Annotated in this window: 23 protein-coding genes; 18 read left to right on the top strand and 5 right to left on the bottom strand. The window is 72.5% G+C overall.

What is annotated here, in order from left to right; all coding sequences use genetic code 11:
- Both allB and alc read left to right on the top strand, forming a co-directional pair.
- Entirely contained in the window at window positions 1-1,335 is a 1,335-nt protein-coding gene (gene allB, locus ACWD3E_RS16820) for an allantoinase AllB (protein ID WP_451388296.1), read from the top strand.
- Between the two features lie 48 nt (window positions 1,336-1,383).
- Window positions 1,384-2,499, top strand: a complete 1,116-nt coding sequence (gene alc / locus ACWD3E_RS16815; RefSeq protein ID WP_451388295.1) for an allantoicase — start codon at window positions 1,384-1,386, stop codon at window positions 2,497-2,499.
- A gap of 64 nt (window positions 2,500-2,563) precedes the next feature.
- On the opposite strand, the gene ACWD3E_RS16810 is transcribed toward alc, so the two are convergent.
- Window positions 2,564-3,337 carry an SDR family oxidoreductase gene (locus tag ACWD3E_RS16810; RefSeq protein WP_451388294.1) on the bottom strand — a complete coding sequence of 258 codons (774 nt, stop codon included), beginning with the start codon at window positions 3,335-3,337 and terminating at the stop codon, window positions 2,564-2,566.
- A 100-nt stretch (window positions 3,338-3,437) separates the two neighbouring features.
- On the opposite strand from ACWD3E_RS16810, the gene ACWD3E_RS16805 reads away from it, so the two are divergent.
- From ACWD3E_RS16805 to ACWD3E_RS16795, 3 genes are all read left to right on the top strand, one after another.
- On the top strand, window positions 3,438-4,259 hold the full coding sequence (locus ACWD3E_RS16805; protein ID WP_451348864.1) for an AIM24 family protein: 822 nt from the start codon (window positions 3,438-3,440) through the stop codon (window positions 4,257-4,259).
- A gap of 74 nt (window positions 4,260-4,333) precedes the next feature.
- The gene (locus ACWD3E_RS16800) at window positions 4,334-4,954 is read left to right on the top strand and encodes a dihydrofolate reductase family protein (protein WP_451388293.1); all 621 of its coding nucleotides are present in this window, start codon (window positions 4,334-4,336) and stop codon (window positions 4,952-4,954) included.
- Between the two features lie 124 nt (window positions 4,955-5,078).
- Window positions 5,079-6,149, top strand: a complete 1,071-nt coding sequence (locus ACWD3E_RS16795; RefSeq protein ID WP_451388292.1) for a DMT family transporter — start codon at window positions 5,079-5,081, stop codon at window positions 6,147-6,149.
- A 290-nt stretch (window positions 6,150-6,439) separates the two neighbouring features.
- Here ACWD3E_RS16795 and ACWD3E_RS16790 read toward each other — a convergent pair whose 3' ends face one another.
- Window positions 6,440-6,829, bottom strand: a complete 390-nt coding sequence (locus ACWD3E_RS16790) for a ribonuclease domain-containing protein (RefSeq protein WP_451388291.1) — start codon at window positions 6,827-6,829, stop codon at window positions 6,440-6,442.
- A gap of 300 nt (window positions 6,830-7,129) precedes the next feature.
- Here ACWD3E_RS16790 and ACWD3E_RS16785 point away from each other — a divergent pair, with 300 nt between their 5' ends.
- From ACWD3E_RS16785 to ACWD3E_RS16775, 3 genes are all read left to right on the top strand, one after another.
- Window positions 7,130-8,338, top strand: a complete 1,209-nt coding sequence (locus ACWD3E_RS16785; protein ID WP_451388580.1) for a sensor histidine kinase — start codon at window positions 7,130-7,132, stop codon at window positions 8,336-8,338.
- Window positions 8,339-8,525: 187 nt separating this feature from the next.
- Window positions 8,526-9,215: a response regulator gene (locus ACWD3E_RS16780; RefSeq protein ID WP_451388290.1), complete on the top strand. Its 690-nt coding sequence runs from the start codon at window positions 8,526-8,528 to the stop codon at window positions 9,213-9,215.
- A 75-nt stretch (window positions 9,216-9,290) separates the two neighbouring features.
- A complete protein-coding gene (locus tag ACWD3E_RS16775) occupies window positions 9,291-10,481 on the top strand; it encodes a cytochrome P450 family protein (protein ID WP_451388289.1) in 1,191 nt (396 codons plus the stop codon).
- A 10-nt stretch (window positions 10,482-10,491) separates the two neighbouring features.
- Here the strand turns inward: ACWD3E_RS16775 and ACWD3E_RS16770 are convergent, their stop codons facing one another.
- Entirely contained in the window at window positions 10,492-11,514 is a 1,023-nt protein-coding gene (locus ACWD3E_RS16770; RefSeq protein ID WP_451388288.1) for a Gfo/Idh/MocA family protein, read from the bottom strand.
- Window positions 11,515-11,644: 130 nt separating this feature from the next.
- On the opposite strand from ACWD3E_RS16770, the gene ACWD3E_RS16765 reads away from it, so the two are divergent.
- The 9 genes from ACWD3E_RS16765 to ACWD3E_RS16725 all read left to right on the top strand — a co-directional run bounded on the left by ACWD3E_RS16765 (window position 11,645) and on the right by ACWD3E_RS16725 (window position 23,012).
- Window positions 11,645-12,382: a GntR family transcriptional regulator gene (locus tag ACWD3E_RS16765; protein ID WP_451388579.1), complete on the top strand. Its 738-nt coding sequence runs from the start codon at window positions 11,645-11,647 to the stop codon at window positions 12,380-12,382.
- A gap of 210 nt (window positions 12,383-12,592) precedes the next feature.
- A complete protein-coding gene (locus ACWD3E_RS16760; RefSeq protein WP_451388287.1) occupies window positions 12,593-13,606 on the top strand; it encodes a sugar ABC transporter substrate-binding protein in 1,014 nt (337 codons plus the stop codon).
- Window positions 13,603-14,643 (top strand): ABC transporter permease, encoded by a 1,041-nt coding sequence (locus ACWD3E_RS16755; RefSeq protein WP_451388286.1) that lies wholly within the window; start codon window positions 13,603-13,605, stop codon window positions 14,641-14,643. Before ACWD3E_RS16760 ends, ACWD3E_RS16755 begins: the two co-directional genes overlap by 4 nt.
- A complete protein-coding gene (locus ACWD3E_RS16750) occupies window positions 14,640-15,431 on the top strand; it encodes an ATP-binding cassette domain-containing protein (RefSeq protein ID WP_451388285.1) in 792 nt (263 codons plus the stop codon). Before ACWD3E_RS16755 ends, ACWD3E_RS16750 begins: the two co-directional genes overlap by 4 nt.
- A gap of 143 nt (window positions 15,432-15,574) precedes the next feature.
- Window positions 15,575-16,720 carry an ROK family glucokinase gene (locus tag ACWD3E_RS16745; protein WP_451348849.1) on the top strand — a complete coding sequence of 382 codons (1,146 nt, stop codon included), beginning with the start codon at window positions 15,575-15,577 and terminating at the stop codon, window positions 16,718-16,720.
- Window positions 16,717-17,298 (top strand): sugar kinase, encoded by a 582-nt coding sequence (locus ACWD3E_RS16740; RefSeq protein ID WP_451388284.1) that lies wholly within the window; start codon window positions 16,717-16,719, stop codon window positions 17,296-17,298. The genes ACWD3E_RS16745 and ACWD3E_RS16740 overlap by 4 nt, the downstream gene beginning before the upstream one ends.
- A gap of 132 nt (window positions 17,299-17,430) precedes the next feature.
- Complete coding sequence (locus ACWD3E_RS16735; RefSeq protein ID WP_451388283.1) at window positions 17,431-20,334, top strand: SNF2-related protein; 2,904 nt, start codon at window positions 17,431-17,433, stop codon at window positions 20,332-20,334.
- Window positions 20,331-22,316, top strand: coding sequence for an SWIM zinc finger family protein (locus tag ACWD3E_RS16730; RefSeq protein ID WP_451388282.1), 1,986 nt, complete (start codon window positions 20,331-20,333; stop codon window positions 22,314-22,316). The genes ACWD3E_RS16735 and ACWD3E_RS16730 overlap by 4 nt, the downstream gene beginning before the upstream one ends.
- Window positions 22,317-22,532: 216 nt before the next feature.
- Window positions 22,533-23,012 (top strand): Hsp20/alpha crystallin family protein, encoded by a 480-nt coding sequence (locus ACWD3E_RS16725; protein ID WP_451388281.1) that lies wholly within the window; start codon window positions 22,533-22,535, stop codon window positions 23,010-23,012.
- A 100-nt stretch (window positions 23,013-23,112) separates the two neighbouring features.
- Here ACWD3E_RS16725 and ACWD3E_RS16720 read toward each other — a convergent pair whose 3' ends face one another.
- Window positions 23,113-23,955: a hypothetical protein gene (locus ACWD3E_RS16720; RefSeq protein ID WP_451388280.1), complete on the bottom strand. Its 843-nt coding sequence runs from the start codon at window positions 23,953-23,955 to the stop codon at window positions 23,113-23,115.
- A 242-nt stretch (window positions 23,956-24,197) separates the two neighbouring features.
- On the opposite strand from ACWD3E_RS16720, the gene ACWD3E_RS16715 reads away from it, so the two are divergent.
- Window positions 24,198-24,359, top strand: a complete 162-nt coding sequence (locus ACWD3E_RS16715) for a hypothetical protein (protein WP_451388279.1) — start codon at window positions 24,198-24,200, stop codon at window positions 24,357-24,359.
- A 102-nt stretch (window positions 24,360-24,461) separates the two neighbouring features.
- Here ACWD3E_RS16715 and ACWD3E_RS16710 read toward each other — a convergent pair whose 3' ends face one another.
- Window positions 24,462-25,793 (bottom strand): erythromycin esterase family protein, encoded by a 1,332-nt coding sequence (locus ACWD3E_RS16710; protein ID WP_451388278.1) that lies wholly within the window; start codon window positions 25,791-25,793, stop codon window positions 24,462-24,464.
- Window positions 25,794-25,888: the final 95 nt, after the last annotated feature.

The following is a 25,888-nucleotide window of genomic DNA, read 5'->3' as shown; positions in this document are numbered from 1 at the left end:
GTGTCCGACGCTGAACTGGTGCTGCGCTCGACGCGCGTCATCACTCCGGAAGGGACGCGGGCCGCCACGGTCACCGTCTCCGCGGGGAAGATCACGGCCGTACTGCCGTACGACGCCGAGGTCCCCGCCACGGCCCGGCTGGAGGACTTCGGCGACCACGTCCTGCTGCCCGGCCTGGTCGACACCCACGTGCACGTCAACGACCCCGGCCGCACCGAGTGGGAGGGCTTCTGGACCGCCACGCGCGCGGCGGCGGCCGGCGGCATCACCACCCTGATCGACATGCCGCTCAACTCCCTGCCGCCGACCACCACGGTCGAGAACCTCACGGTGAAGCAGAGTGTCGCCGCCGACAAGGCGCACATCGACGTCGGCTTCTGGGGCGGCGCCCTGCCCGACAACGTCAAGGACCTGCGCCCGCTGCACGACGCCGGTGTCTTCGGCTTCAAGGCGTTCCTGTCGCCGTCCGGCGTGGACGAGTTCCCGCACCTCGACCAGGACCGGCTCGCCCGGTCCCTGGCGGAGATCAGCGGCTTCGACGGGCTGCTCATCGTGCACGCCGAGGACCCGCACCACCTGGCCGCCGCCCCGCAGCACGGCGGCCCCCGGTACGCCGACTTCCTCGCCTCCCGCCCGCGCGACGCCGAGGACACGGCCGTCGAGGCCCTGATCGCACAGGCCCGGCGCCTGAACGCGCGCGTGCACGTCCTGCACCTGTCCTCCAGCGACGCGCTGCCGCTGATCCGCGCCGCCCGCGCCGAGGGCGTCCGCGTCACCGTGGAGACCTGCCCGCACTACCTCACCCTCACGGCCGAGGAAGTCCCGGACGGTGCCAGCGAGTTCAAGTGCTGCCCGCCCATCCGCGAGGCCGCCAACCAGGACCTGCTCTGGGAGGCCCTTGCCGACGGCACCATCGACTGTGTCGTCACCGACCACTCGCCCTCCACGGCCGACCTGAAGACCGACGACTTCGCCACCGCCTGGGGCGGCATCTCCGGCCTCCAGCTCAGCCTGTCCGCCGTGTGGACCGAGGCCCGCAGGCGCGGCCACGGCCTGGAGGACGTCGTCCGCTGGATGTCGACGCAGACGGCCGCCCTGGTGGGCCTCGGGCAGAAGGGCGCCATCGAGGCCGGCCGCGACGCCGACTTCGCCGTCCTCGCCCCCGACGAGACCTTCACCGTCGACCCGGCCGCACTCCAGCACCGCAACCGGGTCACCGCGTACGCCGGCCGGACCCTGTACGGCGTCGTGAAGTCCACCTGGCTGCGCGGCGAACGCATCGTCGCCGACGGCGAGTTCACGGAGCCGAAGGGCACCCTGCTCACCCGCCCCTGACGACCCCCGCACCCGAGCGGCCGACCACGAAAGGAACCCCTGATCACCGTGACGGCGACACCCACCTTCACCGGCGACGCGAACCCCTACGGAGGCGGCGACCCGTACGCGGACTACCGCACCGCCGACTTCCCCTTCACCCAGTACGCCAACCTCGCCGACCGGCAGCTCGGCGCCGGTGTCATCGCCGCCAACGACGAGTTCTTCGCCCAGCGCGAGAACCTCCTGGTGCCCGAGCGGGCCGAGTTCGACCCCGAGCACTTCGGGCACAAGGGCAAGATCATGGACGGCTGGGAGACCCGCCGCCGGCGCGGTGTCTGCGCCGAGCACCCCTGGCCGACGGCCGAGGACCACGACTGGGCGCTGGTACGGCTCGGCGCGCCCGGTGTGATCCGCGGGATCGTCGTCGACACCGCCCACTTCCGCGGCAACTACCCGCAGGCGGTGTCGGTCGAGGCCACGTCGGTGCCCGGCTCCCCCTCCCCGGAGGAACTGCTCGGCGACGACGTGAAGTGGACGACCCTCGTCCCGCGCACCGCCGTCGGCGGCCACGCGGCGAACGGTTTCGCCGTCTCGGTCGAAGAGCGCTTCACGCACCTGCGCGTCAACCAGCACCCCGACGGCGGCATCGCCCGCCTGCGCGTGTACGGCGAGGTCGTACCGGACCCGAAGTGGCTGGACGTACTCGGCACCTTCGACGTGGTGGCGCTGGAGAACGGCGGCCAGGTCGAGGACGCCTCCAACCTCTTCTACTCCCCGGCCACCAACACCATCCAGCCGGGCCGCTCCCGCAAGATGGACGACGGCTGGGAGACGCGCCGCCGCCGCGACCAGGGCAACGACTGGATCCGCTACCGGCTGGCCGCCCAGTGCGAGATCCGCGCGATCGAGATCGACACGGCGTACCTGAAGGGCAACAGCGCGGGCTGGGCCTCGGTCTCGGTGAAGGACGGCGAGGACGGCGACTGGGTGGAGATCCTGCCGCGCACCCGCCTTCAGCCCGACACCGACCACCGCTTCGTGCTGCCGCAGCCGGCCGTCGGCACGCACGCGCGGGTGGACATCTTCCCCGACGGCGGCATCTCCCGCCTGCGCCTGTTCGGCTCCCTGACGGAGCAGGGCGGCGCCGCCCTGTCGGCCCGCCACCAGGAGCTGGGCGGCTGACGCGCCCTCACACGCGCGCGGGGCGCACCGGCCGGGACAGCACCGGCGCGCCCCACGTGTTCCTTCAGGCCGCGTAACCTCCGTCCACCACGAACTCCGCGCCGCTGACGTAGGCGGCGTCCGGTCCGGCGAGGTAGGTCACCGTCGCGGCCACCTCGTCGGCCGTGCCGTAGCGGCCCAGGGCCGTCATCGCCGCCTGGGCCGGGGCCTGCGGTCCGTCCGCCGGGTTCATGTCGGTGTCGGTCGGGCCCGGATGGACGATGTTCGCCGTGATGCCGCGCTCGCCCAGTTCCCTGGCCAGCGCCTTGGTCAGCCCCACGAGGGCCGCCTTGCTCATCGTGTACAGGATCCCGCCCGGCCCGGGAACGTGCTGCGTCATGCACGTGCCGATGGTGATGATCCGGGCCCCGGAGGTCATGCGGACGGCCGCCGCCTGGGAGGCCAGGAACACCCCGCGGACGTTGACCGCCAGCACCCGGTCGACGTCCGCGAGAGCGAGGCCGTCCAGCGGTGCGAAGACGCCCACGCCCGCGTTGTTCACCAGCACGTCCAGTCCGCCCAGCGCCTCCACGGCGCGCTCCACCGCGCCCGCCGCCTCCTGGGCATCGGCGGAGTCCGCGCGCAGGGCCACCGCCCGGCGCCCCAGCGCCTGTACGGCCCGGACGACCTCCTCGGCCCCGTCCTTGCCGTTCACATAGGTCACGGCCACGTCCGCGCCCGCCCGCGCGAGGCGCAGCGCCGTCGCCGCGCCGATGCCCCGGCTGCCTCCGGTGACCAGGGCCACCTTGCCGTCAAGAGGTCCGTGCGTTCCGTCGGGCGTTGCGTATGTCGTCGTCATGGCTCCATCCCAGCGGCCGGAAGGACCGTTCGCTGGCGGCGTACGGACACGGATGTCGGCGCGCCGGAACTCTTCGCTCGCCCTCGCGCGTTGTCGTCGCGTGACCCTTCAGCAAGAGATCGTCGGCACCGCCATGCAGATGGCGGTCGTCAACCTGCACCCCGGCCAGACCGTGTACTGCGAGGCGGGGAAGTTCCTGTTCAAGACGACGAACGTGACCATGGAGACGCGGCTGTCCGGCCCGTCCGGCAACGGTGGTCAGCAGCAGAGCGGCGGGGGCGGTGGCGGCGGCATGGGAGGCATGCTGCGCCAGGCCATGGGCACCGCCATGCAGGTCGGCCAGCGCATGCTGGCCGGCGAGTCGCTGGCGTTCCAGTACTTCACCGCCCAGGGCGGCGAGGGCACGGTCGGCTTCGCGGGCGTGCTCCCGGGCGAGATGCGCGCCCTGGAACTGGACGGCAGACGCGCGTGGTTCGCCGAGAAGGACGCCTTCGTGGCCGCCGAGTCCACCGTCGAGTTCGGCATCGCCTTCCAGGGCGGGCGTACGGGCATGAGCGGCGGCGAGGGCTTCATCCTGGAGAAGTTCACCGGGCACGGCACGGTGATCATCGCCGGGGCGGGCAACTTCATCGACCTCAACCCGGCGGACTTCGGCGGGCGCATCGAGGTGGACACCGGCTGCGTCGTCGCCTTCGAGGAGGGCATCCAGTACGGCGTCCAGCGCGTCGGCGGCCTGAACCGCCAGGGGATCATGAACGCCGTCTTCGGCGGCGAGGGCCTGTCCCTGGCCACCCTGGAGGGCAACGGCCGGGTGATCCTGCAGTCGCTCACCATCGAGAGCCTCGCCAACGCCCTGAAGAAGGCCCAGGGCGGCGACAAGCAGGGCCCGACCGGCGGACTGTTCTCGACGCACGCCGGCTGAACCGATGAGTTGAGGGTGACGGCGGGGTCTGAGGTGATGACAGCAGACCCCGCACCCGGAAGAAGGCACCCGTCATGGGCAAGCTCGTCTCCACCATGTTCGTCACCCTCGACGGCGTCTACCAAGCGCCCGGCGGCCCCCAGGAGGACCCCAGCGGCGGCTTCACCCACGGCGGCTGGAGCTACCCGTACGGCGACGAGGACTTCGGCCGGTTCGTCACCGAGGTCTTCGGCCGCGTGGGCGGCTTCCTGCTCGGCCGCCGTACCTACGACATCTTCGCCTCCTACTGGCCGAAGATGACCGACCCGGCCGACCCGGTCGCGGCCAAGCTCAACGCACTCCCCAAGTACGTCGTCTCCTCCACGCTGACCGCCCCGCAGTGGGCCGGAACAACCGTGATCAGCGGCGAACTCGCCAAGGAGGTCGCGGCCCTCAAGGAGCGCACGGACGGCGAACTCCAGATCCACGGCAGCGGCGCCCTGGTCCGCTCGCTGCTCGACCTCCAGCTGATCGACACCCTGCACCTGCTGACCTTCCCGGTCGTCCTCGGCACGGGCCGCCGCCTGTTCGCGGAGGGCGCCGTGCCCACCAGGTTCCGGCACACCGGCGGACGCGTCACCGGCTCCGGCGTCTCCGTCCAGACGTACGACCTCGCGGGCAGCCCCGAGTACGGGTCGTACGAACTCCCCGAATGAGGCCATAGGCCCCGGTCGGGCGGGAAACCCTGGCCGAAGATCGTCGCCGCCGGTACGGTGATCGCCCCGCGTGCGAGCCGCCGTTGTCTCCGCACCCCCTCCGGAGACCGGGAGAGCCGTACCCATGTCGTCGATCGCCGTACCCGGCGCACCCGCGCCCCGCCGCCGGATTCCCGTCCGCCCGGCGGCGTCCGGCACGCACTCCCTCACAGGGGGCACCCCCACCGAGAGCGCTCCGGCGCCTTGCGATCGCACGCACCGGACGCCGCCGGCCCCGCCCGCCGGGCGGACGACGGTAATCCGGCGGCGGGACGCAACGCCCCGCCGCGCCTGGCACACCGACCTGCCGGTCCTGCTCGTCGCCGTGTTCTGGGGCGCCAGCTATCTCGCCGCGAAGGACATCACCACCGCCCGCACGGTGCTCGCCGTCCTGGTGCTCAGGTTCGCGCTGGTCGTCCCCGTCCTCGCCACGGCCGGGCGGTCCGCCCTGCGGGCGCTGACCGGTGCCCAGTGGCGCGGCGCGGCCCTGCTGGGACTGATCCTGAGCGGGATCTTCCTGCTGGAGACGTACGGCGTCGTGCACACGTCGGCGACCAACGCGGGGCTCATCATCAGCCTCACCATGATCTTCACCCCGCTCGCCGAGGCCGCCGTCACCCGCACCCGGCCCGCGCCCTCCTTCCTCGGCGCGGCGGCCCTGTCGGTGCTCGGCGTCGTCCTGCTCACCCAGGGCGGCGGCTTCACCCGGCCCTCGCCCGGCGACCTCCTAATGCTGCTCGCCGCCCTCGCCCGCACCCTGCACGTCCTCGCGATGTCCCGGATCAGAGCCGTACAGGGCGCCGGGGCGCTGCCCCTGACCACGGTCCAACTCGGCACCGCCGTCGCCGTGTTCGCCGTGCTCGCGGCGGGGTCGGGCGGCCCGGCGCCGTGGACGGTCGCGGCCGGGTTCGGCGTCCGGGAGTGGGCGGGGCTGCTGTTCCTGTCCGTGCTGTGCACGCTGTTCGCGTTCTTCGTGCAGATGTGGGCCGTGCGCCGCACGTCTGCGTCCCGGGTCAGCCTGCTGCTCGGCACGGAACCGCTGTGGGCCGCCGCGGCCGGGATCGCGCTCGGCGGCGAACGGCTCGGCGCCCTCGGCCTCGTGGGCGGCGCGCTGGTGCTGGCCGGGACGGCGTGGGGCCGCAGGGCCGCGGGCTGACGACCGGCCGACACGGGAATCACCGACCGCCGCCCGGTGCCTTGCCAGGCGGCGGTCGGCGTCGAGCGCGGTGCGCGCGGAACAGGCGCGGGCAGGCTCGGTCGACAGGGCCGTCGTCGAGCTGCTCCAGGGGCGCGCCGTCCGCGGCGGGTGCGGCCTCGCTCGTGGCCGCGGGCCGCCCCGCTCCACCACGAGGGCAACGGCCCGTCAGAGCGGAGCGCAGAGGCGGCGGCCCGCTACCAGGGCCGCCGCCTCGCCACCGCAAGGGCGGCACTGACGTCGGTCAGACCTCAGCAGGTGAAGTCGATGAGGTCGAACGTGGCGTAGTGGTCGGACGTGTAGTAGTCCTCCTGGTACTCCTGACCGGTGACGATCCGGCGGGCGCCGCGCGTCGGGGAGCCCGGGGTGATCACTGTGTACTCGTGGTAGTAGCCATAGGACTCGGAGGGCAGGACGAGCTCACGGTTCGAGAAGACCGTGCCGTCCTGCGAGTAGGGGAAGGGGCCGCCCTGGTCGATCAGGTCCAGGGTGTCGTAGGCCTGCGAGGGCAGGTCGGTGGAGCAGATGCTGCCGACCGAGGTGGCGGCGTCCGCGGTGGTGGCGGAGACGGTGCCGCCGACGAGGAGAGCGGACAGGAGCGCGGCTGCGGCGCCGATACGCGTGGCGTGGGGGGTTCTCATGCCGTCATGATGACGCGCGTAGATAGTGGCATGTCAATGACAAACCTGATGATTTTCCCGTCAAGTACCTTGAGTTTTCCGGAGGTTAACCCCGGCGTCCGAGAAGCCGCCGGTACGTCGAAGGAAGGGCCACGGGTCCGCCGAAAGTAGATGCCTGCGCGACTTCGGTCGATGATCACGCGCGCGGGGCGGCCACGGGCGGCCGGGCTGCCTAGATTTGTCGACCGTGAGAGAAGGTCGACCGTGAAACCAGCCAGAAGCCAGCGGGCCGCCGCGCTCGGGGGCGGGGTGCACCGCTGGATGTTCCCCTCCGCCGTCCTGCACGAGCCCGACCCCGACGCCGGACCCGCCGGCCGGCACCCCCGGCGCACCGCGCGGGACTGGGCCGTGGACGTGTGCTGCTACCTGCTGGTCTGGGTGCTGTACCTGCTGGCCGCGCGGAGCCTGCTGGACAAGCCGGACATCCCGGTGCCCCTCCTCGGCCTCGACCTGATCCTGGGCGTCCTGTCCGTCCAGGCCGTCTGGCTGCGCCGCCGCTGGCCGGTCGGCCTCGCCGCCGTGATGATCCCGGTGGGCTTCCTGTCCGACACCTCGGGCCCGGCCACCCTCGTCGCCCTGTTCACCCTCGCCGTTCACCGGCCCTTCCGGTACGTCGGCTGGATCGGCGGAACCAACCTCGCGCTGCTCCCGCTCTACTACTGGTGGCGTCCCGAGTCCGGGCTGCAGTACGCCGGCGCCGTCGCCTTCGCCGAGCTGCTGACCGTCTCGGTCCTCGGCTGGGGCATGTTCGTCCGCTCCAAGCGGCAGCTCACGGTGAGCCTGCGCGACCGGGCGCGGCGCGCCGAGACGGAGGCGCAGCTGCGGGCCGATCAGGCGCAGCGGCTCGCCCGCGAGGCCATCGCCCGCGAGATGCACGACGTGCTCGCCCACCGGCTCACCCTGCTCAGCGTGCACGCCGGAGCCCTGGAGTTCCGGCCGGACGCCCCCGGCGAGGAGATCGCGCGGGCCGCCGGGGTCATCCGGGAGAGCGCACACGAAGCCCTGCAGGACCTGCGCGAGATCATCGGCGTGCTGCGGGCGGGCGAGCACGACGACGCGGCCGGGGGACGCCCGCAGCCGACGCTGGCCGCGCTGGACGCGCTCGTCGCCGAGAGCCGCGAGGCCGGCATGAAGGTCACCCTCGACCACCGTGTCGCCGACCCCGCCGCCGTACCCGCCTCCATCGGCCGCACCGCCTACCGCATCACCCAGGAGGCCCTGACCAACGCCCGCAAGCACGCCCCCGGCACCGAAGTCACCGTCCGCGTCACCGGCGCCCCCGGAACCGGCCTGACGATCACGGTCCGCAACCCCGCGCCCGCCTCCGAGGTCCCGCCGGTCCCCGGCTCCGGGCAGGGCCTGATCGGCCTGACCGAACGCGCCACGCTGGCCGGCGGACGCCTGGAGCACGGGGTGACGGCGGACGGAGGGTTCGAGGTGCGGGGGTGGCTGCCGTGGAGCGGGGAGTGAGGGGCTGTCGCCGGCTGGACACAACATGTCTCCGACCGCGTCCGACAGGTGGCGCTCGGCTTCCTTCGCATCGTCCTCATATGTCTCACGGGCTGCGCTCGATGTGTCCGTGTCCGCAAGACCACCTGTACGGCCGGGCGTGCCCTCTTTCGGCGAGCCCCTCCTGAACCGTGATTTCGTAAGGTCCATGACTGCGATCAGACTGCTTCTCGTCGACGACGACCCGCTGGTGCGGGCCGGCCTGTCCCTCATGCTGGGCGGGGCCGACGGCATCGAGATCGTCGGGGAGGCCGCGGACGGCAGCGAGGTCGAGGCGGTCGTCGACCGCACCCGCCCGGACGTGATCCTGATGGACATCCGCATGCCGTCGGTTGACGGGCTGACGGCCACGCAGCGGCTGCGCGGCCGCAAGGACGCCCCGCAGGTCGTGGTGCTCACCACCTTCCACGCCGACGAACAGGTGCTGCACGCCCTGCGTGCGGGTGCCGCCGGGTTCGTGCTCAAGGACACCCCGCCCGCCGAGATCGTCGACGCGGTGCGCCGGGTCGCGGCCGGAGAACCGGTGCTGTCACCCGCCGTCACCCGCCAGTTGATGCGGCACGCGGCCGGCACCGCCGCCGACTCCCGGCAGTCACGCGCGCGCGACCGGCTTTCGGTGCTGGGCGACCGCGAGCGCGAGGTCGCCGTCGCCGTCGGCCGGGGCCTGGCCAACGCCCAGATCGCCGCCGAGCTGTACATGAGCGTGGCGACCGTCAAAGCCCACGTCTCCCGCGTCCTCGCCAAGCTCGGCCTCAACAACCGCGTGCAGATCGCCCTGTTGGCCTACGACGCGGGACTTCTCGACGAGGACGGACAGGAGGCGCAGGAGGGGCACTAAGCGGGTTGCCCGCGCGTTGACCCGGTACCGGGGGATGCCCGGTGGGCGCCTCGGGGGGAGTCCGGAAGGGGAACGATGGACAGGCAACGCGTGGTCGATCTGGGCGAGTTCGGGGACGCCTTCCGCGAGGACCCGCATGCGGTGTACGCGCGCCTGCGCGAGCAGGGCCCCGTGCACCGGGTCCGGCTGCCGGACAGCGACGACGGCTACGAGACCTGGCTGGTCGTGGGGTACGAGGAGGCGCGCGCGGCCCTCGCCGACCCCCGGCTGGCCAAGGACGGCGCCAGGATCGGCGTGACCTTCCTGGACGAGCAGATGATCGGCAAGTACCTGCTGGCCACCGACCCGCCGCAGCACACTCGCCTGCGCTCCCTCGTCACCCGCGCGTTCACCATGCGCCGGGTGGAGCAGTTGCGCCCGCGGATCCAGCGCATCACCGACGACCTGCTGGACGAGATGCTGCCGCACGGCCGTGCGGACCTCATCGAGTCGCTGGCCTACCCGCTGCCCATCACCGTCATCTGCGAACTCCTCGGCGTCCCGGACATGGACCGCGCGGAGTTCCGGAAGGTGTCCACCGAGGTGGTCGCACCGAGCAGCGCGGACTCGGAGTACGCCGCGGTCGCCCGCCTCGCCGAGTACCTCACCGAGCTGATCGAGGACAAGCGGTGCTCCGGCCCGAGCGACGACCTGCTCAGCGATCTGATCCGCACCACCGCCGAGGACGGCGACCGGCTCTCCGCCGAGGAACTGCGCGGCATGGCCTACCTGTTGCTCATCGCCGGCCACGAGACCACCGTCAACCTCATCGGCAACGGCGTCCTCGCCCTGCTCACGCACCCCGAGCAACTCGCCGCGCTGCGCGCCGACATGGGCCTTTTGGACGGCGCCGTCGAGGAGATGCTGCGCTACGAGGGCCCGGTGGAGACCGCCACGTTCCGGTACGCCACCGAGCCCCTGGAGATCGCCGGCACCGTGATCGAGCGGGGCGACCACGTGGCGGTCGGGCTCACCGCCGCCCAGCGCGACGCGGACCGCTACGCCGACCCGCACCGCTTCGACATCCGCCGCGACACCCGCGGCCACCTCGCATTCGGCCACGGCATCCACTTCTGTATCGGCGCACCCCTGGCCCGCCTGGAGGGCCGTATCGCCGTCGGCACCCTCCTGGAGCGCGCCCCCGGCCTCGCCCTCGACGGCTCTTCGGGCGAGTGGCTGCCGGGCCTGCTCATGAGGGGGGTGCGCAGCCTTCCGGTGCGCTGGTGAGCCGCGCGGTTCAGGCGTACAGCGGTCGTGGCTGGTCCGGGATCTCCGCCAGCCGCACCGCTCTGCGCTCGCGCCGGGACACCTCGCAGGCCTCGGCGACCCGCAGCGCCTGGAGGGCCTCGCGGCCGTCGCAGGGGTTGGGCCGCTCGCCGTGCAGCACCGCCACGAAGGCGGCCAGTTCGGCCTCGTAGGCGGGTCCGAACCGCTCCAGGAAGCCCGTCCACGGCTTGTCCGCGGGCGGCGGCCCGGTGGGCTCGGTGGAGGCGAGCGGCGTCCGGTCGTCGAGGCCCACGACGACCGTGTCCCGCTCCCCGGCCAGCTCCATGCGCACGTCGTACCCGGCGCCGTTGAGCCGGGTCGCCGTCGCCGTGGCCAGCGTGCCGTCGTCCAGGGTGAGCAGGGCCGCGCCGGTGTCCACGTCGCCGGCCTCGCGGAACATCGCGGGTCCGGCGTCCGACCCGGTGGCGTACACCTCCACGACCTCACGTCCCGTCACCCAGCGCAGCACGTCGAAGTCGTGGATGAGCGTGTCCCGGAACAGCCCGCCCGACAGCGGCAGCCACTCGGCCGGCGGCGGGGACTGGTCGCAGGTCATGGCCCGTACGGTGTGCAGCCTCCCGAGCCGGCCCGCGCGCACCGCCTCCCGGGCGCCGGCGTAGCCCGCGTCGAAGCGCCGCTGGAAGCCCATCTGGAGGACCGTGCCGGCCGCGTCCACCTCGGCCAGCGCCTGCAGCGTGCCCGGCAGATCGAGGGCGATCGGCTTCTCACAGAAGACCGGCAGGCCCGAACGGGCGGCCCGGCCGATGAGTTCGGCGTGCGCGGGCGTCGCGGTGGTGATCACCACCGCGTCCACGCCCCAGGTGAAGATCTCGTCCACCCCCGGCGCGGCCGTCTCGCCGAGCCGGTGCGCGAGCGCCTGGGCCCGCGCCGGATCGGCGTCCGTCAGGATCAGCGAGCCGACCTCGCGATGACGGCTCAGCGTGTTCGCATGAATGGTGCCGATGCGGCCCGTACCGATGACCCCGATGCGCATGGGAACAAAGTGGGGGTGGACCGGCCACCCTGTCAATTCATATGTCCGGACAATCGGACTTCACGACTTCCCGTCAACCAATCACACGGCTACGCTCAAGCCCGTGCCCAAACCAGACGTTGACCCGACCGTGGCGCTCGATCTGCGCGTGGACCGCAGTTCGCCGGTGCCGCTGTACTTCCAGCTCTCCCAGCAGCTGGAGGCCGCCATCGAGCACGGCAGCCTCACCCCCGGCAGTCTGCTGGGCAACGAGATCGAGCTGGCCGCGCGGCTCGGCCTGTCCCGCCCCACGGTCCGCCAGGCGATCCAGTCGCTCGTGGACAAGGGCCTCCTGGTCCGCCGCCGCGGCGTCGGCACCCAGGTCGTGCACAGCCAGGTCAAGCGCCCGCTGGAGCTGAGCAGCCTCTACGACGACCTGGAGGCGGCCGGACAGCGCCCCGCGACCAAGGTCCTGGTCAACGCCGTCGTCCCGGCCTCCGCCGAGGTCGCCGCAGCGCTCGGGGTCGCCGAGGGCGGCGACGTCCACCGCATCGAGCGGCTGCGCCTCGCGCACGCCGAACCGATGGCGTACCTGATCAACTTCCTGCCGCCCGGCCTGCTCGACCTGGACACCGGCCAGCTGGAGGCCACCGGCCTGTACCGGCTGATGCGCTCCGCCGGGATCACCCTGCACAGCGCGCGCCAGTCCATCGGGGCCCGCGGGGCCACCGCCGCCGAGGCCGAGCGGCTCGGCGAGACGGAGGGCGCCCCGCTGCTCACCATGCGGCGCACCACCTTCGACGACACCGGCCGCGCGGTCGAGTTCGGCGACCACGTCTACCGCCCGACCCGCTACTCCTTCGACTTCCAGTTGCTCGTACGGTCCTGAGTGGTCCTGATCCTGAGTGGTCCTGGGCAGCCCTGGGTCGTCCCGGGCTGCCGCCCGGCTTCGTCGCAATGTCCGGACAATATGACCGGCATGTCAGCCCTGGGGTGTGTCATGAGTGTTCCCTGTGTTTGATACTGGAGAGTTCGGGGCCGATGAGGTGATCACCGGCCCCTTGCGTACGTACGGACACAGCAAGAAGGGCACGGCCTCGTGGCACGGTTTCGGACCTGGGTAGGCATAGCGCTGGCGGGGGCACTCTCCGTGACGTCCTTGTCATTGGCCGGGTGCAGCAGCACGGGCGGCAAGCGGGCGGAGGACGCCCGCAAGGCCGCCGCCGCCCAGGGAAGGGCCGCGGTGAACACCCCCCGCTGGACCTTCGCGATGATCACCCACTCGGGAGACGGCGACACCTTCTGGGACATCGTGCAGAGCGGCGCCAAGCAGGCCGCCGTCAAGGACAACATCGACTTCCTGTACTCGCACGACGACGAGGCCCAGCAGCAGGCGCAGCTGGTGGACGCGGCCGTCGACAAGAAGGTCGACGGAATCATCGTCACGCTCGCCAAGCCGGACGCCATGAAGGCCGCCGTGGCCCGCGCCGAGAAGGCCGGCATCCCCGTCATCACGGTCAACTCCGGCTCGGAGGAGTCCAAGGCCTTCGGCGCGCTCACCCACATCGGCCAGGACGAGACCGTCGCCGGCGAGGCCGTCGGCGAGGAGCTGAACAAGCGCGGCAAGAAGTCGGCCCTGTGCGTCCTGCACGAGCAGGGCAACGTCGGCCACGAGCAGCGCTGCGACGGTGTGGCCAAGACCTTCCACGGACAGGTCCACAAGCTCTACGTCAACGGCACCAACATGCCCGACGTGCAGTCCGCGATCGAGGCCAAGCTCCAGGCGGACAAGTCCGTCGACGCCGTCGTCACCCTCGGCGCCCCCTACGCCGACACGGCCGTGAAGGCGAAGAACGACGCGGGCAGCAAGGCCGAGATCGACACCTTCGACCTCAACGCCAAGGTCGCCGCCGAGCTGAAGGACGGCACCCTCGGCTTCGCCGTCGACCAGCAGCCGTACCTCCAGGGCTACCAGGCCGTCGACCTGCTGTGGCTGTACAAGTACAACGGCGACGTCCTCGGCGGCGGCAAGCCGGTCCTCACCGGCCCGCAGATCGTCACCAAGGACCAGGCGGGCGCGCTCGCGGAGTACACCGAGCGGGGCACCCGATGAGCGCGACCCCGGAAAAGGCCGCTGACGAAAGGCTTCTGCGGACCTCACCGCTGCGGAAGCTGCTCGCCCGCCCCGAGCTGGGCTCGGTCGTCGGCGCGCTCGCCGTCTTCGCCTTCTTCGCCGTCGCCGCCGACGGCTTCCTGAACGCCTCCAGCCTCAGCACGGTCCTGTACGCCTCCTCGACCATCGGCATCATGGCCGTACCCGTGGCCCTGCTGATGATCGGCGGCGAGTTCGACCTCTCCGCGGGCGTCCTCGTGACCTCCTCCGCGCTGATCTCCTCGATGTTCAGCTACCAGATGACCGCGAACACCTGGGTGGGCGCGGGCGTCTCGCTCCTGGTCACCCTCGCCATCGGCGCCTTCAACGGCTTCATGCTCACCCGCACCAAGCTGCCCAGCTTCATCGTCACGCTGGGCACCTACCTGATGCTGGCCGGCATGAACCTCGGCTTCACCAAGCTGATCGACGGCACCGTCTCCACCAAGACGATCGGCGACATGGAGGGCTTCCCGAGCGCCCGCGCCGTCTTCGCCTCGACCCTCACGGTCGGCGGCGTCGACTTCAAGGTCACCATCCTGTGGTGGCTGGGCCTGGTCGCCCTCGCCTCCTGGATCCTGCTGCGCACGCGCGCCGGCAACTGGATCTTCGCGGTCGGCGGCAACCAGGACGCGGCCCGCGCGGTCGGCGTCCCCGTCGCGAAGACCAAGATCGGCCTCTACATGGGCGTCGCGTTCGGCGCCTGGATCTCCGGCCAGCACCTGCTCTTCTCCTTCGACACCGTCCAGTCCGGCGAGGGCGTCGGCAACGAGCTGATCTACATCATCGCGGCCGTCATCGGCGGCTGCCTGATCACCGGCGGCTACGGCAGCGCCGTCGGCTCGGCGGTCGGTGCGCTCCTGTTCGGCATGGTCAGCAAGGGCATCGTCTTCGCCGAGTGGAACCCCGACTGGTTCAAGTTCTTCCTGGGAGCGATGCTGCTCCTCGCGACCCTGCTCAACACCTGGGTGAAGAAGCGCGCGGAGGCGACGACATGACCGAGACCACCGAGCGCACGCCGCTGGTCGAGCTGACCGACGTCAGCAAGCACTACGGCAACGTCCGCGCCCTGGAGGGCGTTTCCCTGGAGGTCCACGCCGGGGAGATCACCTGTGTCCTCGGCGACAACGGCGCGGGCAAGTCGACGCTGATCAAGACCATCGCGGGCCTGCACCGGCACGACGGCGGCACCCTGCGCATCGAGGGCGAGGAGACCCGCCTCGCCTCGCCGCGCGAGGCCCTGGACCGGGGCATCGCCACGGTCTACCAGGACCTTGCCGTCGTCCCCCTGATGCCGGTCTGGCGCAACTTCTTCCTCGGCTCCGAGCCCCGTAAGGGAGCGGGCCCCTTCAAGCGCCTGGACACCGACTTCATGCGCCGCACGACCCGCGAGGAACTGCTCCGCATGGGCATCGACCTCCGCGACGTCGACCAGCCCATCGGCACCCTCTCCGGCGGCGAACGCCAGTGCGTGGCGATCGCGAGGGCCGTCTACTTCGGCGCGAAGGTCCTGGTCCTGGACGAGCCGACGGCGGCACTGGGTGTGAAGCAGTCCGGTGTGGTCCTCAAATATGTGGCGGCAGCACGCGACGAGGGCCTGGGCGTCGTCTTGATCACCCACAACCCGCATCACGCGTACCTGGTGGGGGACAGGTTCGTCCTGCTCCGCCGCGGCACCATGGTGGGCAATCACACACGGGACGAGATCACACTGGACGAGCTGACGAAGCAGATGGCAGGCGGAGCCGACCTGGACGCTCTGGTCCACGAACTGCAGCGAACCTGAACGGGCGCGGAGCTGCGTCGATTTGCGGCTCCGCCGTGGGGGCGCGATCAACCACAATGCACCCGCAGACGGCAGCGCTCGCGCACCCTCCTCCCCCGACCCGCGCAGCACACAGCGTGAGCGTGCGGCAGAATCGACAAGCGATGAGCACCTACCGCGACCTGACCGCCCCCATCGGCTCCCGCCGAGCCCCCGTGCTGCGCACGGTGGGTACCAGGGAACGCCGGTCACATCTGACTGCCCCCCGTGTCCCCACTGTTGGCATCGACATCGGCGGCACCAAGGTCATGGCGGGCGTCGTGGACGCCGACGGCAACATCCTGGAGAAGCTGCGCGCGGAGACCCCGGACAAGTCCAAGAGCCCCAAGGTCGTCGAGGACACGATCGTCGAACTGGTGCTGGACCTGTCCGACCGGCACGACGTGCACGCGGTCGGCATCGGCGCCGCCGGCTGGGTCGACGCCGACCGCAACCGCGTGCTGTTCGCCCCGCACCTCTCCTGGCGCAACGAACCGCTGCGCGACCGCCTCAGCGGCCGGCTCTCCGTGCCGGTCCTCGTGGACAACGACGCCAACACCGCCGCCTGGGCGGAGTGGCGCTTCGGCGCCGGCCGTGGCGAGGACCACCTGGTCATGATCACGCTCGGCACCGGCATCGGCGGCGCCATCCTGGAGGACGGCCAGGTCAAGCGCGGCAAGTACGGTGTCGCCGGTGAGTTCGGCCACATGCAGGTCGTCCCCGGAGGCCACCGCTGCCCCTGCGGCAACCGCGGCTGCTGGGAGCAGTACAGCTCCGGCAACGCGCTCGTCCGCGAGGCCAAGGAGCTGGCGGCGGCGGACTCGCCCGTGGCGTACGGAATCATCGAGCACGTCAAGGGCAACGTCGACGACATCACCGGCCCGATGATCACCGAGCTGGCCCGCGAGGGCGACGCGATGTGCGTGGAGCTGCTCCAGGACATCGGCCAGTGGCTCGGCGTCGGCATCGCCAACCTGGCCGCCGCTCTCGACCCGTCCTGCTTCGTCATCGGCGGCGGGGTCTCGGCCGCCGACGACCTGCTCATCGGCCCCGCCCGGGACGCCTTCAAGCGTCACCTCACCGGTCGCGGCTACCGCCCCGAGGCCCGCATCACCCGCGCCCAGCTCGGCCCCGAGGCCGGCATGGTGGGCGCCGCGGACCTGGCCCGGCTGGTCGCCCGCCGGTTCCGCCGGGCCAAGCGGCGCCGGGTGGAGCGGTACGAGCGCTACGAGCGGTACACCCAGGCCCGTCGCGACCGGGACAGCGCATGACCGCGTCGCTGCCCCGCCAGGCCGCGCCCCCGGACGAGCCGCGCCGGCCGGACGAGAACCCGCGCCACAAGGCCAGGCGCAGGGCCCTGACCCTGCTCATCATCGTGCTGCTCATCGGCATCCCCGCGGGCTACCTGGTGATCTCCGCCAACCAGAGCCGCAACAGCGGCAAGGACAAGGAGGCGAAGTACTCGGCGACCGGCCTCACCGCGGGCCTGCCGTCGAAGGTGCAGCGCCGCCTCTACCAGGTGGCCATCCCGCATCCCGCCGACCACGTCGCCTACTACGAGACCAACAACTGGAAGACCAGCCGTCTCTACCTGGAGTTCCGCACCAACGACGCCGGCCTGGACAGCTTCCTGGGGGCGATGGGCGCACGGCGGGACGAGCTCAAGAAGGACGACATCGCGATCAGCGCCCGCGACCAGAAGGTCAGCGGCTGGCGCTTCACGGGCACGGGTCCCTGGTACGGGCTCACCCACGCGCAGAAGAACCCGGCGCCCACCCAGGACGTCGTCGTGAACCTGTCCGACCCGAGCTATCCGATGGTGTACGTCGTCTCCCGCACGGTGCCGTAACGACCGGCCGCACCCGCTGCCGGGACCGATTGTCAGACCCCGCCCGTAGAGCTGCCGGGGACCGATTGTCAGACCCCGCCCGTAGAGTCGAAGACGTCTGATCCGACACATGGGCGGGAGGTGGCAGAACGTATGAGCGGCACGGCTGCGGTGGCCGAGCGCGGGGGAGGGACCCCGCAGGCGCGGACAGAGGCAGAGCAGACGCAGACGGGGAGCGGGCCGGGGACCGGAGACGCGGTCCCGGTGCGCCTCGCCGCCGTCTACCTGCCCGCGCCCCTCCCGCGCGAGGGCCGGATCGCCTTCTGGGACCCCGACGGCGCCCCGCTGCCCGTCCACCGGGACGGCACCGACGAGCTGACGGTCGTACGACCCCACGGCGCCGCCGTCCGCCGCAGGCAGGTGCCCGCACTCACCCTGCCGCTCGCCGAGGCCCTGCCGCTGCTGGTCCGGGCCCGCCGCGACCCGGCCGCCCACCCGGCCACGGCCTGCTGGGGCGCCGCCGCCCTGCACGCGCTGCGGCTCGTCGCCCGGGGCCGCCTGCTGCCCGGTCTGACCCCGAGCGGACACGACGCCTGGCGGGCCGGCCCCCTCGAACCCGACGACCTCGCCCATCTGCGCGCGGTGGCCGCCGCGCTGCCCCCGGAGGGCCACGCCGTCCCCCTCCCGGACCCCGGCCCGCTCCGGCTGCCCGAGCCGGAGGCCCTCATCCGCTCCTTCCTGGACGCCGTCGCCGACACCCTGCCCCGCACACCGGCCGCCCCGCACACCTCCGGCAGGCCGTTCGCCGCCCGCGCACCCCAGGCCCTGCCGCACGCCCACGAGTGGGCGGCGGAGGTCGCCGCCGGCATGGACGCCGGCGTGCGCATCTCGCTCCGCCTCGACCTGTCCGCCTACGACGTCTTCGACGCCGGTGCCGCCGAGGGCGCCCGCGCCGCCGGCGCGGCGATCGTCCAGGTGCACAGCCTCGCCGACCCGACCCTGGTGGCCGACGCGGCGGCCCTGTGGGCGGGGGAGGCCGACGCCGCCTTCGGGCCCCGCGCGCGCGTGGACGCCGCCCTCGCCGTACGGCGCGCGGCCCGCGTGTGGCCGCCCCTGGACCGGCTCGCCGAACTGGACGCGCCCGACGTCCTCCCGCTGTCCGAGGAGGAGCTGGGCGAGCTGCTCGGCGTGGCCGCGAGCCGGCTCGCCGCCGCCGGGGTCGCCGTGCACTGGCCCCGGGACCTCGCCCGGGACCTGACCGCCGCCGCGGTGGTCCGGCCCGCGCCCGGCTCGGCGACCGACGGCACCGGATTCTTCGAGAGCGAGGAACTGCTCCAGTTCCGCTGGCAGCTGGCGCTCGGCGGCGAGCCGCTCAGCGAGGCCGAGATGGACGCCCTCGCCGAGGCCCACCGGCCCGTCGTGCGGCTGCGCGACCGCTGGGTGCTCGTCGACCCGGCCCTGGTCCGCAAGGCCCGCAAGCGCGAACTGGGCCTGCTCGACCCGGTCGACGCGCTCTCCGTCGCGCTCACCGGCAGCGCCGAGGTCGACGGCGAGAGTGTGCAGGCCGTCCCGGTGGGCGCGCTGGCCACCCTGCGCGACCGCCTCACGGCGGGCCTGCACCCCGCCGAGCCGCCCGCGGGCCTCGCCGCCACCCTGCGCGACTACCAGCTGCGGGGTCTGGCCTGGCTCGACCTCATGACCTCCCTCGGCCTCGGCGGCTGCCTCGCCGACGACATGGGCCTCGGCAAGACGATCACGCTCATCGCCCTCCACCTGAAGCGGGCCCGGACCGAGCCCACCCTGGTCGTCTGCCCGGCGTCCCTGCTGGGCAACTGGCAGCGGGAGATCACCCGGTTCGCGCCCGGTGTCCCCGTCCGCCGCTTCCACGGCCAGGGCCGCACCCTGGAGGGCCTGGACGGAGGCTTCGTCCTCACCACGTACGGCACCATGCGCTCCACCGCGGCGCGCCTGGCCGAACAGCCCTGGGGCATGGTCGTCGCCGACGAGGCCCAGCACGTCAAGAACCCCTACTCCGCCACGGCCAAGGCGCTGCGCACGATCCCGGCTCCCGCGCGCGTGGCGCTGACCGGTACCCCGGTGGAGAACAACCTCTCCGAACTCTGGGCCCTGCTCGACTGGACCACGCCCGGACTCCTCGGCCCCCTGAAGTCCTTCCGCGCCCGGCACGCGCGCGCGGTGGAGAACGGCGGGGCCGAGGAGAACGGGGCGGCCGTGGAGCGCCTGGCCCGCCTCGTCCGCCCGTTCCTCCTGCGCCGCAAGAAGTCCGACCCCGGCATCGTCCCCGAACTGCCGCCCAAGACCGAGACCGACCACCCCGTGCCGCTCACCCGGGAACAGGCCGCGCTGTACGAGGCGGTGGTGCGCGAGTCGATGCTCGCCATCGAGACGGCGGACGGCATCGCCCGGCGCGGCCTGGTCCTGAAGCTGCTGGGCGCCCTCAAACAGATCTGCGACCATCCCGCGCTGTACCTGAAGGAGGAGACGGCACACCACGGCCGGCCGGCCGCCCGTTCCGGCAAACTCGCCCTCCTGGACGAGCTGTTGGACACCGTGCTCGCCGAGGACGGCTCGGCGCTCGTCTTCACCCAGTACGTCGGCATGGCCCGGCTCATCACCGCCCATCTGTCCGCCCGCGCGGTCCCCGTGGACCTCCTGCACGGCGGCACCCCGGTGGCCGAGCGGGAGCGCATGGTCGACCGCTTCCAGGAGGGGCGGACCCCGGTCCTCGTCCTCTCCCTCAAGGCGGCCGGCACCGGCCTGAACCTCACCCGCGCGGGCCACGTCGTCCACTTCGACCGCTGGTGGAACCCGGCCGTCGAGGAGCAGGCCACCGACCGCGCCTACCGCATCGGCCAGACCCAGCCCGTCCAGGTCCACCGCCTGGTCACCGAGGGCACGGTCGAGGACCGCATCGCCGAGATGCTGACCGCCAAGCGAGCCCTGGCCGACGCCGTCCTGGGCTCCGGCGAGGCGGCCCTCACCGAGCTGACGGACCGTGAACTGGCCGACCTGGTCTCCCTGCGGAGGACCTCATGACGACCGAGGACCACCGCCCCGGCGACGCCGCCCGACGGGCCCTGCGCACGGCACGGGAGCGGGCGGAGGACGCCCCGACGGGCGTGGCCGAGGAGGCGGTTGCCGAGGAGGACACGGCCTCGAAGGACAGGGAAGAGGAACGCCGCATGCGTGTCGGGGACGCCGAGCAGCGGCCCGGTGACGTGGCGCGCGCGGCCCTCAGGGCCGCCGTCTGCGCGCGCCACTTCGAGGACGAGGCACAGGCGACCGCCGACACGGCCGCCCCCGCGCAGGCGGAAAGCCCTGAGGAGGTCACGCGGTCCGCCAGCAGCACCCGCCGGACCGCTCCGGCGGCCGGACGCCCGGGAGACGCCGCCCGCGAGGCACTGCGTGCGGCCCGCCGCGAGGCGCTGCGCACGCAGGCGGCGGAGCCCGGCTCCCGGAGCGGCAGGCCGGCACCTAGGCGTACCGGCTCCTCCACACCCCCTACGGCAGCCGCCTCCGAGGCATCCGGTGAGAAAACCGGTGTGGCCCGCGCCAGGGCTGCCCAGGACATGCGGCACTACCTCGCGAACGCCTTCCGGATGCCGACGTGGGCGGACACCGAGGAGGAGGCCGCAACCACAGCGGAGCCGAGCACCCCGGATATCCCGAACACCCCGGACATGCTGGACTTCGTGGACACGGGGACCCCCAGCCCGCCCACCGCCGCAGCCCCCCACCTCCCGCTCACCATGGCCACCCCCCACCGCGACACCGAACTCCGCCGTACCTTCCCGGCGTTCCCGGCCCGGGAGGGTACCGGCGACGGCTCCTCGTTCGCCGGGACCTGGTGGGGCAACGCCTGGGTGGGTGCGTTGGAGCAGGGTGCCCTGGACGGCAAGCGGCTGGCCCGCGGGCGCGGGTACGCGGACCAGGGGCACGTGGACGCGATCACCGTGACGCCCGGGCTGGTCCTGGCGTACGTGCGGGGGAGCCGGCCGCGTCCGTACCGCGTGCAGATGCGGGTGCGGACGCTGGAGGACGCCGACTGGGAGCGGTTCCTGGACGCCGCGGCCGACCGGCCGGGGCACATCGCCGCGCTGCTCGACAAGGAGTTGCCCCAGTCCCTCGCCGACTGCGGGGTCCCGCTGCTGCCCGGCCCCGGCGACCTCACCCCGCGCTGCAGCTGCCCCGACTCCGGTCACCCGTGCAAGCACGCCGCCGCCCTCTGCTACCAGACGGCCCGGCTCCTCGACGCCGACCCCTTCGTGCTGCTCCTGCTGCGCGGCCGGGGCGAGAGGGGCCTGCTCGACGCGCTGTCCCGCCGCAGCGCCGCCCGGGCGGCGCTGGCCGCGCAGGAGCGGCAACCGCAGTCGCTGCCCGGCGTCCGGGCCACCGACGCCCTCAGCCCGCGCCGGCGCCCGCCGCTGCCACCGCCGTTGCCGGCCCCGCCGCACCCCGAGCAGCCCCCGGTGTACCCGGCGGCGCCCGGCGGCCCGGACCCCTTCGCGCTGGACCAGCTGGCGACGGACGCCGCCGCCCGCGCCCAGGCGCTGCTCACCACCGGACGCGACCCGGTCGGCGACCTGACCCTGTGGCAGGACGCGGTGCGCCTGGCCGCCGCCCGCCCCGGCTCCGGGCTGACCGCGGCCACCCGCACGCTGTACTCCACGCTCGCCACCGCCGTCGACCGCACCCCGGCCGACCTGGCGCGCGCGGTCGCCGCCTGGCGGCAGGGCGGCCTGGAAGGGCTGGCCGTCCTGGAGGAGCCCTGGGACCCGCCGGCCGGCCGGTTCGACCGCGCCCGTCCGCTGCTGCTGGCCGCCGACCTCCCGGCGTTCCGCCCCTGGCGCAACCGTCTGACCCACCCGCGCGGCCACGTCCAGCTCCGCCTGGGCCGCGACGGCCTGTGGTACGCCTACGAGTCGGAACCGGGCCACGACGACTGGTGGCCCCGGGGCACCCCGGACCTCGACCCGGTGGGCGCGCTGACGGGTCTCGGCACGCCGGACGACGCGTGACCGGCGTCAGGGGCTCAACCGCAGGTCAGAGCCTTGTGGTCCGGGGAGTTCCGCGGCGAACGACCGCTCGACTCCGTACGTGCCGCCGCGCAGGTCGTCAGCGTCCGGTGGATGAGGTCACCACGCCGGTGTGAACGGGGTTGAGTCGCCCGGTTCTGCGCAGACGCGCACCATGGAGGGTAACCCGTATGGCCCATTCACCGGAGGTGAACCGCGATGACGCTGCCCGTACGGCGCCGGTCCGGCAGCCTGCTGGACAGGCCCTTCGCCGGCTTCGGCTGGGGTGAACCGATCGCCGCCGAGTTCGAGGATCTGTTCGAGCGCATGAACCGGCTGCTGCAAGGTGCCGCCGTCGCTCCTGGCGCCGCACTGGCCTGGTCTCCTGCGGCGGACATGCGCGAGACGGACGACGCGTATGTGCTCGAGGCGGAACTGCCCGGGATCAGGCGGGACGACATCGACATCGAGATGAGCGAGCGGGAGCTGCACATCACCGGGGAGTACAAGGAGCGGGAGCGTGAGGGTGTCCTGCGTAGCAGCACCCGCCGCACCGGCCGTTTCGAGTACCAGACCCTGCTGCCCGCCGACGTCAGGGCGGAGGAGGTCAGCGCGACCCTGCACGAGGGTGTGCTGACCGTCACCGTGCCCAAGGCGAAGGCTGTCAAGCCGCGGCACATCGAGATCACCGAGTCCTGACCTCGCTCGGTGTGTGCCGCGACGCCGCACGGCGGGCCCGTTCTGGGCGGGGCTCCGCCGTGCGACGGCCGACTCCAGCCCCTGATCGGTCGCGTGGCTGTCACCGCCCATCGGGCCGGGACTCGTAGTGCAGGCTGTGGAAACGACCGTCCTTCTCGCGCCCTGCGGGGTCGCCGCCCAGCGCCCGTACCGCCTCGATCGCATACCGCTGTTCCCGCTCGTCGGTGAAGAGGCGCTGCGGATAGGTGCGGGAGACATCGACGGTGGTGCTCAGACCGTGCGCGGCCAGGGCCCGGACGATCGGGTGGTACGACACGGTCCGCAGGACGAACGCGCTGACCCACACCTGCCTTCGGGCGCCGGCCAGCAGTGCCGTGAACGTGCGGGCGGTGACATAGCTGCCGCCGCCTGTCAGCGTGACGAGGCCGACCTCGGCCAGCGCGCGCCTCAGACCGGGGCTGGGCGGGCCCTGTTCCAGGTCGTCGGTGAAGGCGGCGTCCAGGAGCCCCACCTCGAGCGCGTAGTGCACGGCGGGTGCCGCGACGTCCAGGCCGAAGACGGGTACCGCGTCCGGTCGGCGTCGCTCGGCATAGAACTCCTTGTCCTGCGCCGCGAGTTCAGCCGTCGACATGGCCTGGCGGTCGGGGGAGGAGTACCGCTCGTACATCTCCGCCAGCGTGACGTCGTGGTTGAGCAGCGCGGCATTGATCCCGTACGAGCAGCACACGTCCAGCACCGCCGGCCTGCCGGGGTGGCCGTCGTCGAGCGCGGCCCGGTGGGTCGATACCTGCCGGAAGACCGGCTGGGCATGATGCGGGATCTCGTACTCCAGCGGGGCCAGCCGCCGGAAGTAGGCGCGGGGGTCCGGACAGCCGTAGATGTCGTCGAACCGCGACTTGCCGCCCACCACACCGTCGGTAACGCCAGGGTCGGATTCGGCCATTCCGTACTCCTCCTCCTGGAACATTGATGTACGTCCATCATGTCCTGCCTTCTGTGCCGGGGACGTCTGCCGCGCACGGCGGAGCACAGCACACCGGGCCGTGAGCGGCGCCCACACCCACTGACTCCGACGGCGTTCGACGCCTGCGGGCCGGCATGAGTGGCTCAGCAACGGGGGACCCGGTGGGCATGGAAGGCGCACCTGTGACTGTGCAGCCGCCGGGCCCTGACGGTGGTCGGCGGGTGACGATCCGTGGTGAGTTCGTCGGCACCGCGTACCACCTGCTTGATGTCGTGGAGTTTCTGCGTCGAAAGGGCCTGCCGGAGACTGATACGACGGTCGAGGACCCAGACCTGATCGAGTGGCGCGGCGGTGGGCCGACAGTTTGGACGGCGGGTGAGTGACCCAGGCGCACGGGAGCCTCGTTCGTCAGGGATGCGCGATGCCTGGGCTCCCCCGGGCGGAGTGTGGAATCGGCACCGGCGTGTCGTATCGCGTAGTCGGCATCACACGCCCACGGGCCAGGTCTGCTCCTCCGGGCTCTTTGCGGACAAGGGGTGCAGGGGGGTGAGGGCGTGGGTGCGATCGAGATAGCAGAAGGCGTCGTAGCGCTCGGCCAGAACGGTGGGGACGTAGTTGCCCGCGCGTTCGTACTGCGGCCGGTAGACCACGCCGATCGCGCGATGACCGCGCTCCTGGTGGAACCACTCGGCCAGGCCGGCGGTCGGAGGCCGCTGGAACTGCACGTGCGGAAAGACGAACAGGGCCCGCTCGCCGGACAGCGCCCGGTGCAGCAGGTCCTCCAGGCTTCCGGCGTGTGCAGGCGGAACCTCCATGATCCGGGGCACGTCACCCCACTCCTCCGCGGCGATGACAGTGCCGGAGTGCGAACCGAAACCGACCAGCACCACACCCTTGCCCATGTGCCGTTCGCGCACCAGCTGGCCGATGCTGACCATGCCGGTGTCGGCCATGTCCGTGGCGCGGGCGTCCCCGACGTGGGTGTTGTGCGCCCATACCACCGCCTTCGCGTCCGGTCCGTGGTGGTCCATCAGCCGGTCCAGGGTGTCGGCCATGTGGTGGTCGCGGATGTTCCAGGACTCGGGCCCGCTGTCGAGCACGGCCCGGTAGTAGCGCTCGGCGCCGGCCAGGACCTCGGCGTTCTGCCGGGCGGTGAACCCGGCGAGTGAGCCGTCGGACACCGCGGTCCGCGCCGAGCGCTCCCGCAGCTCCGTCAGCAGGGACACCACCTGCGGCTCACAGCTCTCGGGCAGGTAACGGAGGGCCGGCACATAGGACTGAGGGTCCTTGGCGTACGCCTCGAAACAGCGGTACGCCTCAAGGGCGTGCTCCACCCGGTCGGAATCGTGCTCGCGCAGATGGGCGAGCACCGCGTGCAGTGACTCCCACAGGCTGTAGACGTCCAGCCCGAAGAAGCCCACGCGCCGCTCGGGCGGCAGCTGCTCGTTGTGCCGGCGCAGCCAGCGGGTGAAGGCGGCCACGTCGGTGTTGCCCCACATCCAGGTCGGCCAGCGCAGGAAGCCCGCCAGCACCTCTCCGGGGTCCTCGGGTGCGCCCGGCGCGGCGACCACGGAGCAGTGCACGGCCTGGAAGTCCGGCCAATCGCCCTCCACGGCGACGAAGGAGAAGCCCTTCTCCTTGATCAGCCGGCGCGTCAGCACGTCGCGGACCTGGTAGTAGTCGGCGGTGCCGTGGGACGCCTCGCCCAGCAGCACATAGCGAGCGTCGCCGATGCGTTCCATCAGCCGGTTCAGCGACGCCTGGTCGGTGAAGGGCAGAGCCTGGTCCCGGATGCGGACCTGGTCGGTGCCGGGCATGACGTGTTTCCCTTCGGGAGGGGTGCACCACGGGTGCCCGCGGTGCCGCACTCCGAAACAGGCATGCTTGCGGACCGGCTTCGCGCCCTCGCGCC

Source organism: Streptomyces sp. NPDC002676 (genome assembly GCF_053592455.1).
The sequence above is the reverse complement of the archived record's forward strand: the minus strand, read 5'-3'. Positions and strand labels throughout refer to the sequence as shown.